The organism is Staphylococcus chromogenes (assembly GCF_029024625.1).
Taxonomy (GTDB): Bacteria; Bacillota; Bacilli; order Staphylococcales; family Staphylococcaceae; genus Staphylococcus; species Staphylococcus chromogenes.
On the sequence record NZ_CP118953.1, the window covers coordinates 1,835,032 to 1,851,740 of the forward strand.

Consider the following 16,709-nt stretch of genomic DNA (forward strand, 5'->3'; position numbering starts at 1 on the left):
AACTTATTAATAAACGGATAATAAGAATATATAATATTTTTAGAAGTAAAGATAGTTTATTGCTCTATCTATTTTTACATCGTAATCTTGATACAGTTGATTTAAATCTAGATTATTTTCGTCCTTTTCGTTGAATTCTATTTCAATATCCAATAACTGTTGAGTGTATTTGCTATATTTATCAATAGCATAGTACCCTAATATAAGTAATAATATAAAAGCGACCTTTTTCATAAGATAAAAACCCCCATTTGTTTTTATAGGACTTCAAATTTCTATAGATAACTCTCAATCAAACCAAGGTTTAATTTGTTTTTAACAATTTATAAAACTCTTTCATAGCTGTATCATTGTGCGCATTTGGGTCAAACTTTTGGTATTCCGGTGTTTGTCGATCTATAAATTTCAGTATTCCTTCGGTTACATTTTCTATATCATTATCAACAAGCATGCCATATTCTCCGTTATTTAAGACATACCTGTTCGCAGGTATATTTGAAGCTAAGACATTTAGGTTTAATGTAAGAGCTTCTAATAAAACCATTGATTGTCCTTCGTAATGAGAAGTTAAAACAAACAAATCACAGTTTTTCATTATATTGAATGGATTGCTTTTTTGACCTACTAAAAAGACATTATCTTCTAAATTTAAATTGTTGATTTGCTTAGTGAGAGTAGCTCTTAATGGTCCTTCACCTAAAATGTATAATTTAGCAGAAGGTCGTTGTTCAACAACTTCTTTAAAGCTGTCTATTAATATATCAAACCCTTTTTCAGGAGATAAACGCCCCATAGATACGATTTTATAATCTTCATCTGCAAAAGGTATAGTTTGAATATCGTTGTTTAATGAAGAAACAAGAACTTTATTATTATTATTGATGAAAATGTCATTCGTATCGTTCATTAGGTGATATATTTTATTTAGATTTATTGTATTCATAGCAGAAGTGAACTTATTGATAGTAGCTGGTTTAGAGAAATTTTTGACATTTATTTTTTTTGTTTCCTCTGAAACACTCACAATATGATCAAAGTAGTCGTATAAAGTGATAACGCCTTTTAAATTTAAATAATGAGGCCGGCGTCCTTTTACTTTTCTTTCCATATCACTTTTAATATCACTATGTAGGTATATCAACTTTTTCTTAGACTCAGTACCTAGTAATATGTTTGGCCAAAACATTGAGTATCCACTAAAATCAATAACATGGTCAAATTTTGAAACTCCAAATATTTTATTGAATTCTCTTTTGAATGCCTCTCGAGGATACAGCGACTTTTCAATGAACGTGTATAAACCTCTATTTTTGACAAAGGTATTTTTATAATAATCTACAATATCTGTTAAAAAAGGCCCTTTTCGTAATATAATCCGTACATTTTTGTTTACTTTACTTAAGTTACTTAGGATTTCTTTATTCTTAGTATTATTTAATAGAATAGTTACATCATATTTATCGTAGTTTATATTATCTAATAAGTTAATTGCTGATGTAGTAATCCCATTATTTTTCATACCGCCCGGGTACATAAGTATTGTTTCTTTATTTTTATTTGGTTTCTTAACGTTACGATTATTAAATACTAAATCAACAAAATTGGTGGTTACTTCTCCGTTATCATGTGGTGTATACAGTTTTTTAAATTTATTGTATTTATCTTTATACAAAGCAAATTGGCTATCAATATTGCTTATTTCCTTACATAATTCATCGGCATCGTGTGCTGATGGACCAGGCAATTTTTCAGGCTGTATATAAAAACCTCTTTCAGTTGAATATTCGTCAAAATCAGGAGAATAAAAGATAATCGGATTATCTGTCACTAAGAAATCAAAGAATATGCTTGAGTAATCTGTTACTAAGAGATTTGTAATAGCTAATAGTTCATTTGTATCAAAGTTATCTGGAACTAAGTAAGGTTTTAATCGGTTGTCTTTTACTGCTCTTGCATAATCAAAAGGATGTACTTTCAACAATACTTGGAAATCTGTATTTTTTTCAATCACTTTAACAGTTTCAAATATCATCTCAATATTGTCTAGTGAATTATTTACATCTTTACCACGCCATGTGGGAGCATATAATAATGTTTTTGATTTATTGATTTTTATGCCTTTTTTCTTAAGTGATTTTACAACTTGTTTTTGATTAGCATTAATGGTTAAATCAATTCTTGGATAGCCTATTTCGAGAAACTTTCCGTTATATATGTTTTCTAACTTAAATGCCCTATTAAATACATCAGTTGTATGGGCGTTAGGAGAAATAATATAATCAGAACTTAAAAAGTTTTTAATTACATTCTGTGATCCGACTAAATTATCCTCTACATCTAATCCCATAAATTTTAAGGGCGTTCCATGCCAAGTGTTAATATAGATTTGAGATGGTTTTTTAGAAAAATAGCTTGGAAATGTGGAATTATTTATTAAATATTTTACAGAGCTTAGCGCTTGTAAGTAGTCATCGCTTTCTTTAATGATGACACTAACATTTTTGTACTTTCTTAGTATTTTTTCAAATTCTTTTTTTTGTTCTTGACTACTAGCGACCCAAATATGTTTAAAGTTTTTGTATTCTTTATTTTGAGTTAAGTGTAGAAATATAGCGTATGGACTATCTGATACACTTTTTCCGTCACGTGATTGATACAAAATATGATTAGAAAGAACACCATACTTTTTATACATATGTACGTATTTAGATACTTTCTTTGTATATTTACTTTTTAAGTTAGCTCTAAATGGTGCCAGTACAAACTTAGTTTTTCTTTTGGTTTGATTGCTTATTTTCTTTCTTATGTTCAATATTACTCTCTCCATCTTTAGCTTTTATTATATTCTATATATTCATTTAAACCTCTTAAAATATCGTACTGAGGTTTAAATCCTAATTTATTTAATTTTGAAATGTCTGCATATGAATATTTAACATCCCCTTTTCTAAAATCATAGTACTTTGTATTAATAGTCTTGTTAAAGATTTTCCCAAAAGTATTAAATACTGTGATTAAGTCAGTTGGTATACCAGTCCCAACATTATAAATACCACCATTACATTTAGTATTATTCACCACTATATCTATAGCATGAACAACATCTTTAACATATATAAAGTCTCTTGTTTGTGAACCATCACCGTAAAAATTAAAAATTAAATCATTTTCGTAAGCATTTTTTATGATTGACAGAACACCTGAATACTGTGATTTTGGATCTTGTTTCGGTCCATAAACATTAAAGAATCTTAAAGCTGTAGTAGGTAGGTCGTATAGATTATTGTATACTTTTACATACTGTTCACCACTATACTTTTGGATGGCATAAGGAGACTCTGGCTGTATTCTACTTTCAGAAGACTTGGGTAGAGTTTGTTCATTTCCATATACTGCAGCTGAAGAAGCAAATACAAATTTCTTTAAGTTCTTATTTTGTTTACATGTATTCAAAATATTTAAAACAGCGTCTACATTTACGCTATTAGATTCTATTGGCTTTTTAATAGTTTCGACAACACTTACCATTGCTGCTAAATGAACAATAATATCAAAGTTATGAAGCATTAGTATATCATTTATTTTTTTATAATCTGTAATATCTATATTGAAGAAATGATTATCATCTATAAAGGGAATATTTTTGCGATACCCTGTACTTAAATTATCTACTATATAAACATCATATTGATTTTCAAAAAAATGTTCCGCCACATGTGAACCTATAAATCCAGCTCCACCTGTAATTAAGACTTTCATATTTACACTTCCTTCTAAAATTAAGAAAAGTTTAAGTAACTTAGTTTTAACTATACCATGTAGTAATTTATTAATCTATAGTGTTAAACGCTGGAACTTCAAATACGCTAAATAAAGTCGACATCGTCCGCCCCCATTGTAGAAGTAAATTGACAATAAACAGTAATCCAGCAACCTATTAGCAATTTCATCATCCGTTTAAATGTCCCCAAAAAAATATATGCACGAATACATACATAAAATGAGGTCTCACTTTAAAATTAATCACCGTTAGGGTGATAATTCAATATATTATCTGATTGCTTCTGAATAAATATGTCAGATACTAATTACATTCGACTCTACTTAGCCAAAAATATTTTAATAAGATTAACTTTTGAATTTACTGTTTTAACTAAAACGACCTATACATATCTTCTAAATATTTATCAGGTTCTGGCATCTGTCCAGGCTTTTTACCTTTTTCTCCTATAATAAAATAAGTTTGTAATCCTCATAATTTAGTGTATCTATATCAAATATAATTTCTGAATCTATAATATCAGTATGAATAGAGTTCTCTTCTAATAAAAAATTTATAGTCATAGAGAACGCTATTTCACGATACAATTATTCTATAAAATCAACTTTTCAACAGAATATTAGGTCAAACCTTTTAGAACTTATAAATATACAAACACATTTTGCGATAATTCTTTTAAGCATAAGGCTTATGAAAATGGTACTTTATTAATGATGAAATCATATGTTATAGGGTTATTATGTTTAGGACTAGTAATGATCAACTATTCTTTAAATAGTAGTAGTTAGTAGTCACGGAGAAAATGACAATCCTAATGCAAGCATAACATCAGAAGTTGAAACCAAGAAACTATCGTTCTTTTTTGAGAATAGAGCTCAATATACTATTATGAATTGGTTGCTAAGATTTCAAGAATTAGTGGGAAAGTTTTTAATGATCTGGAGAAAAAAGCCTTAGCAGAAAGTCTGAGAGGGTCAATAAAAGGAATAGATAATTATATTAAAAATCTCCCTGTAGAAACAAAAGGAGATTCCGAAATACAAGATAAATTAACGCAAATATATGATTATTACAATAAGGCCGTTGAAAACTTTAAGTTATACGAATATATTGGGGATATTTCTTATATGAATAAAGGTAACGAAGTAGTGAATAAAGGATATATCCTAGAAGCTGAAGTAAAAAGAGATACGAACTTAATTTAAAGCTAACATAACTTTTAAATTGCAGCTACAAAGTTGGTTTTATGTTGTAACTCTAGAGACAATGACGAATTAAAAAACGCTGCAATAGGACTAGTCGAGAACACTCCAGAACAAAGTGGGATACCGTCAACAGTGTAGACGCTCTAACCTAATATGCATTAAACTAGAAATCCCATAAACCATCCAAGCGTCTATCCTTACAATGACGGACAACGTTCTACTACTCTCCACCCACTACAAAATAGCGGTGAAGAATTCTATCGTCATAAAATTCTTAACCGCTAATCTTAGTATGTTTTATATGTTGCAACAACAATAAATTCTTTTTAAAATTATATCAAGTGTAATTCGTCCGAATATTCAAATATATCATTGCATTCATGTTTATCCTTTTATATGATTGAGATAATAAACCGATTACATATAGGAGGATGCTCATGATTCAAGTTTTAAATGATAGTCATGCAAAAGCATTTTATCAACTTACTTGTGAAGCATTTCAACTTCATCCTATTGCTTTTGTACATGAAATTAATGAACGTTCAGATTATACTGAACAAAACATTGCGCAACTGCTCCACCCTGATCATCATCACATTCAAGTTTTTTTCGGTGCTTTTGAAAATCAGGATCTCGTAGGATTTGTTCAACTCAACTTTTCTCTGTATACTTCTAAAAGTCATAAAGCAACAATTCAAGGTTTATACGTTACTCCAAAAGCGCGAGGAAAAAATTTAGCACATCAGCTCATGGAATATTTAATACAATATGCTAAAAAACATCGTATCGAACAACTCATTTTAGCTGTTGCATCAAATAATATAGCAGCAAAAATCTTTTGTGATCGCTTGGGCTTTGAATTTTTAGCAATAGAAACAAACGCCCGTAAACTCGACAACAAATATATTGATGAGCACTGGCTGATTTATTACATCAAATAGGAGGCGTTATGAAAGAAATAACCCGCATTCAACATTTATGGCGATACGAAAAATATCATGTGATGATGCATGACTATCGCTACTATATTGAAATAAAAGAATTGATAAAACAAGGTGCTGATTATCTAACAATAGAACAGCGCATACATGATATATTGCAAACTCCCATTCGTCATTCTGCATTTGTGAATACATTTCAACATTTATGGGGCTATTTTAAAAACGTAGCCACGGACGAGGAAATGAAATCATATTTATCATATATAGAGCAACTCCACCATCATCATGTCTCTCATCAAACTTGTCTTATATTTATTCAGAATTTGACACGCAAATACCAAAACCCCTATTTATTACATAGCGCAATCATGGATTTATAACCTTTATATTATTTTAATATAGCATCTTTACTATGCCTTTTTGTTTAAAAACATGGTATAATGTCTCTTTGTAAATTAATCATTAAGGGTGCATGTTATGAAAATATTTTGGTCTAAAAGGGCTCGCATGTTCGAAATTGCGATTATGTCCTTTCTTACGATTATTGGAATTGGCTCTCAATTCTATTTAAATTTAGCTTACAGTTTAAATCAGGGGTTATATCATTATGCTTTAGGAATCCATTCTGATTTATTGATTATCCCAGCAATTATGGGTAACTTTGCTTTTGCATTTGGTGTTCCACTCGGTCATTTACTCGTTCATAAATTTGGCTTCCGAAAAAACTTCATGCTCTTTTCTTTCATATTTTTAATCGGTTCTATCATAGGATTTTTATCATTCGGGATTGTTTCGTTATCTATTTCAAAAGTAATTCAAGGTTTTAGTACAGGGGTTTTATTTTTTACAATGCTTCCTAAAACGTTTCATGTATTTCCGAAGCGATTTAAAAACGTTTTTTTATTCATGATCATTGTAGGTCTTTTTGGTGCGAATGCATTAGGCGGCTTGACTGGGAGTATTACTTTATTTTATGACCAATGGCAATGGGTATATCCTGTCAATATGATTTCTGCAGTGATTTGTTTACTCGCAGGATGGTTGTATTTCGAAAGAGAAGAACCCAACCATAGTACTATAAAAGAAGACCATTCCGTTGTTTTCTTTTTAGCCCTTTCTTCTATTTTCTTGCTTTTACCATTATGTCTTATGACACAATACCCAGTTGATTCTCTGCAAGTGTGGCCATGGTACTTTTTAACATTCATATTATTTGCTCTATTTTTAATTACAAATGAGCGCAGTAATAACCCAATCGTCCACTTTTCGACATTACTTTCACCTAAGCCTTTATTAGGATCTGTCATGGCTATCGTTTCTCATTTAACCTTACTCATTGGGATTGCAGCCATTAACTTTTATTTATTACAAGTAATTCATTTATCACCAAGCCAAATCATACTCTTTTATATTTACTTTTTCATAGGTGTCATAATCACAGGTGTGTTAAAAATGATATTCTATAGCGCTTGGGGACCTGGTGTATTAGGCACAATCGGCTCTATTGCATTACTTTATGTCAGCATTCACTGGTATATTATGCAAAGTGAACTCATCATCAACTTATTGTATTTTCAAGGGATGATTATTGGATTTGGAGCAAGTATGGTACTCGTTAGTGGTGCCATGTCGACGTTGTTGGACGGTGATTTATCTCGCGCTTCCCACCGATCGTTGACGATGCATTCAATACGTAATTATTTTGCTGCCATTCTCGTACCCATTATTGCCGTCTATATGAAACATAAAATTCAAAAAGGTATAAACGACGTCCAATACAATAACATCGAGAACAAGGCGATTATTTTAAAGCATATTCATGATGTGTTCATGGATGCGACAAATCAGCTCTTTTTCGTCATGATTATTTTAAGTACTATTTTACTCATCTCTTCACTCTCTCAATTTTTCTTTGGTAAAAGTCGTCGTATTGTCGCCAAACGCAAGTAGCACGTTTTTTCTATATAAATGTTTTAACCAAACTTCGAAATTTAAAAAGCCGTTACAGTATTTCATTTTTTGAACTGTAACGGCTCTTGTTTTGTATTTTTAACGAAATTGCTTAGATCTTATACTCACTTAATTTTAAGCACTTTGTATCCTAAATTTTCAATTTTATTTTTAACAGCTTTAGAAGTTAGTATTTCTTCATCTATCGACATTTTAGCTTTACTCGAATTGAATAATACTTTTGAATCGTAGACGCCTTTCGTTCTATTTAACAAACCTTCAATAGATGCAATGCAAGATGGACAAGTTAAAGTTTCTAGTTGTAATGTAATTTGTTTCATAATAAGTGCCTCCTCTATAAATTTAAACAACGGCTTGGGCTGTGTTTCTATAAGTTTCTTTATATTGTGGATGATGTGGGCGAAAGCGAATTAATCGCATCGCATTGAGAATTACAATTAGGACGCTCACTTCATGCGCAAACATACCAATCGCTAAGTTCACGCCTCCAAGTAATATACCGATAAGTAACAGAACGACTGTCATTAGTGCAATGGCGATATTTTGTTTTAAAATGGACATCGTTTTTTTAGATAAATCAAAGGCATGTGCATATTGAGATAATGCATCATTCATGAGCACAAGATCAGCTGTCTCCATGGAAATATCCGTTCCACCTTTGCCCATTGCTAAACCGATATGTGCTGTTGCAATTGCTGGCGCATCATTGATACCATCACCTGCCATCGCTACAATTTTTCCTTGGGACCGTAATAATTGAATCATGTTCACTTTGTCTTCAGGTAAAAGTTCTGCTTTATAACCATCCAATTTTAGCTGTGTGCTTACGGCTTCTGCTGTTCGCACGTTATCTCCTGTCAGCATTATTATTTCTTTCACACCACTTTGACGCATTTGATTTAAAGAGTGTAATGCATCAGATCTCACCTTATCAGCAATCGCGATATAGCCTATAAATTTTTGATCGATAGCAATCAATACGACCGTGTTCCCCGTTGACTCTTGTAAACTTATACGGTCAAGAATTGTATCTGACATGAAAATATTTTGCTTATTCATTATCTTTCGATTTCCAATGATGACTTCATTGTTTTGGACCTTACCAATGAGCCCTTGTCCTTTTACTGTCTCCATTAAGCGCACTTCTTTATAGGGTAGTACCGTTTTCGATTCGGCATAGTCAACAATTGCACGCCCCAAATGATGTTCTGACATTTTTTCTAATTGTGCAACTTTGCTCAATATTTCATTCTCATCAAATTCAGCCGTATCAAATTCAAACGTTGTCACTTCTGGGTGCCCTTTAGTAAGTGTTCCTGTTTTATCAAAGACTAAAGTATTGACTTTGGAAAAGGTATCTATTACATCTCCTCCTTTAATTATGACGCCATTTTTTGCGCCATTTCCAATACCGGCTACATTTGCTACAGGTGCCCCAATGACTAAGGCCCCTGGACATGCAATCACTAAAAAGGTTATCGCTAAGTGGAGATCACGAGAAATCAGCCAAACTAAAAACGAGATGAGCGCGATACTTGGCGTGTACCATTTAGAAAAACGATCTAGAAACTTTTCTGCAGGTGATTTTTTATCCTGAGCTTCTTCCACCAATTCAATAATTTTGGAAAATGTGGTGTCCTCAGCGACTTTTTCTGCAATAATTTCTAAATATCCCGTATCAACGTTGGTACTGCTATACACTTTTTCATCGACTGACTTAGAAACTGGAACTGATTCTCCAGTGATTGAAGATTCAATAATATTGGCATTCCCTTTTACTATACGTCCATCTACAGGAATCGTACTTCCTGAACGCACAACAATACGATTACCGACTTCTACATCATCGACATCGATCTTTTCTGTTTCACCATTCTCTTTTATTCGTATTGCTTCTTTAGGTGCTGCGTCGACTAAATCACTAATAGACTTCCTTGTTATTTTTAAAGTTCTGGCTTCTAGATAACTTCCAAACAAAAATAAAAATGTCACAATAGAAGATTCCGTATATTCTTGAATCCATAATGCCCCTATCACAGCAATCGTTACTAATAGCTCGATAGAAAAAATTTTCGCCCTCACAGACTGATATGCTTTCAAGGTAATTGGTACCATGGCTATCAATGTCGAGATGATAAGAAAAATTTGACTTAAATTAGTCATTGATAGCCATTTAAATATGAATCCAGTAACTAAAAATAGAAATGTCATCCCTGTAATAAAGTTCACGTGTTGATAGATAAACCGTTTCATAAAAAAATCTCCTTTCATAATAGTGTGTGTCTTTTCATCTATTATGATAAGAGATTGATTGAGGAAAAAAATTGACCTAAGTCAACTTTTGAAGTATTTCGTATGTTTTGTGATTTATTTTTTTAATTAATCCTTCTTCTTCTAGCTTTTTGAATGTCCGGGCTAATGTCTCAGGTTTCATACTCAAATATGACGCGATGTGTTTTTTGGAGATATTTAAATGAAGTTTGTTTCCCTCTCTATAGGTATCAATATACGTTAACAATTTTTCTCTACTATTAAGTAATGCAATATGGGTCGTTTGATCTTCGGTTTCTGAGAGGCGTGAAGCAAAGGTTTCAATAAAAGAAATGGCAATATTGGGATAAGTCGACATCAATTCGTAAATACTTTCCTTCGATATCATACAAATCTCTGCATCTTCAAGTATTTGCGCATACGACGCGCTATCTGTAGAAGCGTTAAAAATTGAAAGCTCTCCAGTGTAGTCACCATGGGCTAATACGCGTATTAATTGTTCTTCTCCCTCATCATTCAGTCGATAAATTCGAACACGCCCCTTGTGAACCACATAGAGAGAATCAAGCTTATCCCCTTCCATATATAACATTTCATTTTTACTAAAATAGCGATGGTTGATTTTCTTAAACACTAGTTGTTGTGTTTCATTTGAAAGATGTGCAAAAATAGGCACTTGACTCACACATAATTCATAACTGTGATGACAACTCATACAACCCCTCCTCCTTACTTGTAACACTTATAAAATAACACATTACTTTATAAGTGAGAAAACGCTTCTACTTTTTCTTTATCTTATATTGACCCCTAAGTGAGATGATCTAAGACTTCAACATGCGCAATACACTAGGAGACGTCTCCTCATTATGATACAAAAAAAGCGACCCATTACGAGTCGCTTTTTACAGTTAAACTTATATTCAATTGTTCGCATTGAACATATTTAAATCAATTTATTTTTTGAATTTATCTACGACTTCATTCATCTTTTCTTTGGCGTTATCTGTGGCTTCTTTCACTTTTCCAGAAGCTTTATCTTGTTTACCTTCCTTTTCAAGATCTTTATTTCCTAAAACATTACCAGCTGTTTCTTTTAAATTTCCTTTAGCTTGTTCTTGTTTACTCACATTATCCATGATAAAACCTCCTGTTATTGAATCTATATAATAACCTATACCCTTATCATATAAACACAAACATAACAAAAACGCATTTAGACCAATCGTTTTAAGAACTTAGGCATAATAGTTTATGACTTGGATATAACTTTCGCACACAGAGGAAATATTAAAATCGTCAAAGCACCACTTGCAACTAAAACAGAAGCTGTTGTGACATCAATAATATGATTGTTTTTAGCCATTTCTGTTACAGCAACAATGACGGGTAATCCAGAAGCTGAATATAGCGCCAATGTCATTTTGTCTTTGTTAGAGTTTAAACCTGATTGTGTTACAGACATTTTTTCTCTAATAAACACCACCATTCCACGCATAACGAAAATAAATACGATTGCTAAAATCAATAAGTGCCATTGATTAAGAACTCGAAGAATATCAATGTTCATGCCACTTGTAATAAAGAATATTGGAATTAAAAAGCTAAATCCTACCACTTCCACTTTCTTTTCAATTTCATATTGGTACTTTGGAGAAAATGTCTTTAATATCACGTTCATAAAAATACCAGCGACAAAAGCCCCCAATGCAATATCTAACTCTAAAATGGCTGTCAGTAACATTAAAGAAACTAAAACAAAAATAGCTATTCTTAAAGTCGTTTGCATCGTTGTATGAGAAGCAGAAAGAATTGCCTTTCCAAGTAGTGGAACTTTTCGAATAAATCTTATTGGGGCTACCACTATTAAAAAAGCCAATATTGTAAAAGTGATAAGAATGAGCGCAGAACGCCATGGTGAAACTGTTGATAGTAATAATGACATCATGATAATTGGTAATAGCTCGCCATAAGCTCCATGAATCAAAATTGACTTTCCTATCGGTTTATTTATCATATTACTATCTTTTAAAATTGGAAGTAGTGTCCCTAAAGCTGTAGATGTGGTTGCCACAGCCAAAACAATCGCAAATGCTATGTTCCCTTTTGAAATGAGATAACCTACTCCTACTGCTAAAATAAAACTTATTAACCATGTGACCATTGCTTTTTTACCTTGATGTGCTTTCATATCCTCCGTACTAATTTCAAGACCGGCAAGTAAAAATAAAAACCCCATACCGATTTCACGTAAAAACTCTATAGACTCTGTCATTTGGGCTAATTTCAAAACGTGAGGCCCTATAAGCACACCAAATAGTAATAACCAAATGGCATCTGGAATATACTTACGTGTCATAAGTGCCAAAACCGGAGAAAGCATAGCGGCAAAAATAATCCACCATATGGAATGTAAATTTTCAGCTAAAATCTGATGTGACATCTTCTACCTTCTTCCCTATTATAAGATAACTGTACTCATCAAAATTATAAAAGAAATATATGCTATTCTTCTATCATAACAAATTCAATCTCATTAGACGATTTTAGAACCCCTAAAATTCTGATTGATATGATATAGTAAATTAATAATTTAAACAAAAGTGTCATATCATTTTTAATATCTATTCCAGAAAAAAATCCCTTTACTTCTAATAGTATAAAGGTATAAAAGACACTTTAACTTTATCTCCTAGGAGGACTTTTATGAACAACAAAGATCTCATAGACGAAACAGGATGGACACTCACTGAGATTATCAATAGAATCAATAGTTTGCCTCATATCAAACAAAAAATAACTCAGGAAGACTTACAAAATATGAGTAAAGTTGAGTTTCAAGAAATGATTATTGGCCATAAGTCTTCAACTGAACGTTCTAACCACTTATAAGTAGCACACAAAAAGAGAGAGTTAAATACTTATAAGGTGATTAATTATGAGGTTGTTTTAATTGAGAGATTATTAATGAAGCGAACTATGATATAACTTATGATGTCTTAGAAGAAGATATAATTATTGTTGATAAAGCATCAAATAGCCAACTTGCATATTTAAAGAACAATTCCAAAGAAGATATTTATACCATAGACTACAATGTTCACAAGGTAGTCTTACAAATTAATGATATTAGTAAATCAATAACAATATATGATAATATTGCGCCCTAATAATAGGGCGTTTTTTGTTTACTGTGCACTTTTTGTGCACTTTAAAATAAAAAGCCCATAACCACGAAGATTATAGGCTACATAGTGGAGACGGCGGGATTTGAACCCGCGTCCAAAGGTCCTGATACAAATGTTTCTACGTGTGTAGTCTGTTTAGAAATTTAGCATAATGTTTAGAAACAGACAACCGACATTATGCGAGTTTGATTCATCTCTTCTCGTCAGACTTCAAACGGCAGTGACGAGCGTATCCTACTAAAGTTGAATCACGTTAATCGCACATAGGCGATGCGATTAGGTGATGCAGAGCGCGATTAGGCAGCTACTGCTAAGTTATTGTTAGTTTTGCCAGTTATTATAAACTGATGTGTTTTTGCGGAGACAACCCTCCGACACGCTTCATAAGCTCTGGGGACCCCTGTCGAATCCATAAACGTCCCCTTGTATAAAATGTACTTTCATTTTCAGAAAGCACATTTAATTATAACGAATCTTAACATTCTTAGCAATCATTTAATAATTTTGTTTCATCGCGCGGTCGATATCACGTTTTACCGCTTTTTCTTTCAACGCTTGACGTTTATCGTATTTTTTCTTACCACGTGCAACACCTAATAGTACTTTGCACATCCCATGCTTGAGATACAATTTTAATGGTACAATCGAATAACCCACTTCACGCGTTTGGTCTCCTAGTTTATTAATCTCACGTTTATGCAGTAATAATTTACGCACACGTCTAGGATCGTGATTAAATCGGTTGCCTTCTTCGTAAGGTGCAATATGCATGTTGTGAAGATAGATTTCTCCGCCTTTCACTTGTGCATAACTGTCTTTTAAGTTTGCACTGCCTCGGCGAATCGATTTAATCTCTGTGCCTTGCAACGCAATGCCCGCTTCAATCGTATCTTCGATGTTATAATCATGTCTTGCCTTACGATTCTCTGCTAAAGTGCCTTTTCCTGATTTTTTTGGCATTGGGTCTCACCTCAGTTTACTTTTTCTTCTTTTTACCTTTCTTTTTAACACGTTTGTCTTTGTAGAAAGGTTTATGTTTCGTATTTCCTGATTTTTCACGCTTTCTTGCATGTTTACCTTTACGTTGTTTGCGCTTTTTCTTATTAGATTTGTCTTTTTCGAATGTATTGCCTTTTGTTTTAGCTTGAATCGTTGTGCCCCGTGACTTTTTCTCACGTTTAGGATTGACATCTAAAGGCATGCCAACAATTTGAAAATCAATTTGTCGTTCGTCTACATCTACATGTATGACTTTTACCTTAATAACGTCTCCAATACGATAAACAGATGCTTTTCGTTCTCCAATCAACGCCATCTGACGTTCATCAAAATGATAATAATCATCTGACATGTTTTGAATCGTGACCATACCTTCAATCGTATTCGGCAACTCGACAAACATTCCAAAATTGGCTACAGAACTAATGACACCTTCAAATTCGTCACCGAGGTGTTGAATCATATATTCAGCCTTTTTCAAATCATCCGTATCCCGTTCGGCATCAATCGCTCGCCGTTCACGGTTTGACGTATGTTCTGCCATTTGAGGGAGTTTTTCTTGCCATTCGTGTTGCGCTTTCCCATTCATTGATTTCTCAATTAAATATTTTCGTACTAAACGATGAACAATAAGGTCAGGATAACGGCGAATCGGAGAAGTAAAATGCGTATAATAATCTGCTGCTAGTCCAAAATGCCCTAAATTATCTGCATCATAATGGGCTTGTTGCATCGAACGTAACATCATTGTCGAAATGACACGGTCTTCAGGTCGCCCTTCCACTTCTTGTGTAATATTTTGAAGTGTGCTTGGATGAATATCTTCCCCTGTCCCTTTAATCATAATCCCAAAGTTTGTGATAAAGTCGAAAAATTGTCTTAAACGTTCAGACTTTGGTTGTTCATGGACACGGTAAATAAATGGAACTTCCATTTTACTAAAGTGTTCGGCGATGGTTTCGTTGGCTGCTAACATGAAAGATTCTATTAATCGTTCCCCTTCGCCACGCTCACGTGCAACCACTTCTTGGGGAATGCCTTCTTCATTGACTAAGACTTTCGCTTCTTTAATATCAAAATCAATTTCTCCTCGACGACGGCGCATCTGAATCAGTTGTTGGGAAAGTTGTTGTGCTAAATCTAACATAGGTGTAATCTCTTTATATTTTTCACGTGTCACAGCATTTTGTTCTGTAATAATTTCATTCACTTCAGTATAGGTCATACGCGCATCTGAATGAATGACACTATCGAAAATATCATGTTGGACTACTTCTCCGCGACTGTTGATTTCCATGCGACAACTCATCGTTAAACGGTCTACTTTTGGATTTAATGAACAAATGCCATTACTTAATCGGTGGGGAATCATCGGGATAACGCGGTCCACCAAATAAACACTTGTGGCACGGTCATAAGCTTCACGATCTAAGGCAGAGCCTTCTTTAACATAATAACTCACATCCGCAATACTCACTGTTAGTTCCATATTCCCATTTGGAAGCTTTTTAATGGCAATCGCATCGTCTAAATCTTTAGCATCCGCGCCGTCTATTGTTATAGTTAAATCTTGGCGTAAATCACGACGTCCTTCAATTTCAGACGGCAAAATAGTTTCTGGTACGGCTTCAGCTTCTTTTAAAACATCATCCGGAAATTCAATTTCAATTCCATGTTGATAAATGATAGATAAAATATCTACGCCAGGGTCATTTTTATGTCCTAATATCGCTGAAATATGTCCTTCTGGATTGTTTGATCCATCAGAATATTGCGTGATTTGCACGAGTACTTTATGACCATCAACTGCCCCTAAATCTTGACCTTTAGGGATGAAGATATCTTGCATAATACGCTTATCATCTGGAACGACAAAACCGAAATGTCGCGCTTCTGTGTAGGTACCAACGACTTGTTTCACTGAATGGGTTTCAATCGATTTTACTTCGCCTTCAACTTTCCCTTTGCGGTGATCACCACGCGATTTTTTCACTTCAACTATTACAGTATCGCCATCCATGGCACGATTAATTTTTGTCGGTGGAATAAAAATGTCTTCTATGCCTTCTTCATCTGGTCGCAAAAAGGCAAATCCTTTTTTATTTTGACTTAACGTCCCTCTTACTAGTCCGGGTTTAGGACCTTGTTTTTGATATCTATCTTGTTTAGTACGCTTGACTTTCCCTTCTTGTTCAAGCTCGTTTAGGACTTTAATGAGATCACGAAAACTTTCGGCACTACTGAGTCCTAGCGCATCTTGAAAATCCGACACCGACATAGGTTCATAACTGGTACGTTCGACAATCGCTTTAATTTGTGATTTTAAGTTCATATGAAGTCCTCCTTTCTATTA

Annotated in this window: 14 protein-coding genes and 1 other RNA gene; 5 read left to right on the forward strand and 10 right to left on the reverse strand. The window is 33.2% G+C overall.

Going from position 1 to position 16,709, the window contains the following annotated elements:
- Window positions 1–304: 304 nt before the first annotated feature.
- Together PYW36_RS08955 and PYW36_RS08960 are read right to left on the reverse strand one after the other, a co-directional pair.
- Window positions 305–2,812 (reverse strand): glycosyltransferase, encoded by a 2,508-nt coding sequence (locus PYW36_RS08955; RefSeq protein WP_103159645.1) that lies wholly within the window; start codon window positions 2,810–2,812, stop codon window positions 305–307.
- A 17-nt stretch (window positions 2,813–2,829) separates the two neighbouring features.
- Window positions 2,830–3,759 carry an NAD-dependent epimerase/dehydratase family protein gene (locus PYW36_RS08960; RefSeq protein ID WP_107367941.1) on the reverse strand — a complete coding sequence of 310 codons (930 nt, stop codon included), beginning with the start codon at window positions 3,757–3,759 and terminating at the stop codon, window positions 2,830–2,832.
- A 915-nt stretch (window positions 3,760–4,674) separates the two neighbouring features.
- On the opposite strand from PYW36_RS08960, the gene PYW36_RS08965 reads away from it, so the two are divergent.
- From PYW36_RS08965 to PYW36_RS08980, 4 genes are all read left to right on the forward strand, one after another.
- Complete coding sequence (locus tag PYW36_RS08965) at window positions 4,675–4,986, forward strand: hypothetical protein (RefSeq protein ID WP_103158938.1); 312 nt, start codon at window positions 4,675–4,677, stop codon at window positions 4,984–4,986.
- Window positions 4,987–5,423: 437 nt separating this feature from the next.
- Window positions 5,424–5,927, forward strand: a complete 504-nt coding sequence (locus tag PYW36_RS08970) for a GNAT family N-acetyltransferase (protein ID WP_037572390.1) — start codon at window positions 5,424–5,426, stop codon at window positions 5,925–5,927.
- 8 nt (window positions 5,928–5,935) lie between these two features.
- A complete protein-coding gene (locus PYW36_RS08975) occupies window positions 5,936–6,307 on the forward strand; it encodes a DUF1722 domain-containing protein (protein ID WP_037572392.1) in 372 nt (123 codons plus the stop codon).
- 97 nt (window positions 6,308–6,404) lie between these two features.
- Window positions 6,405–7,877 (forward strand): MFS transporter, encoded by a 1,473-nt coding sequence (locus PYW36_RS08980; protein ID WP_037572395.1) that lies wholly within the window; start codon window positions 6,405–6,407, stop codon window positions 7,875–7,877.
- 125 nt (window positions 7,878–8,002) lie between these two features.
- Here the strand turns inward: PYW36_RS08980 and PYW36_RS08985 are convergent, their stop codons facing one another.
- The 5 genes from PYW36_RS08985 to PYW36_RS09005 all read right to left on the reverse strand — a co-directional run bounded on the left by PYW36_RS08985 (window position 8,003) and on the right by PYW36_RS09005 (window position 12,612).
- Window positions 8,003–8,218, reverse strand: a complete 216-nt coding sequence (locus tag PYW36_RS08985) for a heavy-metal-associated domain-containing protein (protein ID WP_103158937.1) — start codon at window positions 8,216–8,218, stop codon at window positions 8,003–8,005.
- Window positions 8,219–8,240: 22 nt separating this feature from the next.
- On the reverse strand, window positions 8,241–10,151 hold the full coding sequence (locus PYW36_RS08990; RefSeq protein ID WP_037572398.1) for a heavy metal translocating P-type ATPase: 1,911 nt from the start codon (window positions 10,149–10,151) through the stop codon (window positions 8,241–8,243).
- 76 nt (window positions 10,152–10,227) lie between these two features.
- Window positions 10,228–10,884, reverse strand: a complete 657-nt coding sequence (locus PYW36_RS08995; protein ID WP_037572399.1) for a Crp/Fnr family transcriptional regulator — start codon at window positions 10,882–10,884, stop codon at window positions 10,228–10,230.
- 241 nt (window positions 10,885–11,125) lie between these two features.
- A complete protein-coding gene (locus PYW36_RS09000) occupies window positions 11,126–11,308 on the reverse strand; it encodes a CsbD family protein (protein WP_103158936.1) in 183 nt (60 codons plus the stop codon).
- Between the two features lie 113 nt (window positions 11,309–11,421).
- Window positions 11,422–12,612, reverse strand: a complete 1,191-nt coding sequence (locus tag PYW36_RS09005) for a cation:proton antiporter (protein WP_103158935.1) — start codon at window positions 12,610–12,612, stop codon at window positions 11,422–11,424.
- Between the two features lie 263 nt (window positions 12,613–12,875).
- Here PYW36_RS09005 and PYW36_RS09010 point away from each other — a divergent pair, with 263 nt between their 5' ends.
- A complete protein-coding gene (locus PYW36_RS09010; RefSeq protein WP_037572404.1) occupies window positions 12,876–13,061 on the forward strand; it encodes a hypothetical protein in 186 nt (61 codons plus the stop codon).
- A 360-nt stretch (window positions 13,062–13,421) separates the two neighbouring features.
- Here PYW36_RS09010 and ssrA read toward each other — a convergent pair.
- The 3 genes from ssrA to rnr form a co-directional block, all read right to left on the reverse strand.
- Window positions 13,422–13,780, reverse strand: a transfer-messenger RNA (tmRNA) gene (ssrA, locus tag PYW36_RS09015).
- A gap of 72 nt (window positions 13,781–13,852) precedes the next feature.
- The gene (gene smpB, locus PYW36_RS09020) at window positions 13,853–14,317 is read right to left on the reverse strand and encodes an SsrA-binding protein SmpB (protein ID WP_037572408.1); all 465 of its coding nucleotides are present in this window, start codon (window positions 14,315–14,317) and stop codon (window positions 13,853–13,855) included.
- A gap of 16 nt (window positions 14,318–14,333) precedes the next feature.
- Window positions 14,334–16,688 carry a ribonuclease R gene (gene rnr, locus PYW36_RS09025; protein ID WP_103158934.1) on the reverse strand — a complete coding sequence of 785 codons (2,355 nt, stop codon included), beginning with the start codon at window positions 16,686–16,688 and terminating at the stop codon, window positions 14,334–14,336.
- Window positions 16,689–16,709 lie beyond the last annotated feature (21 nt).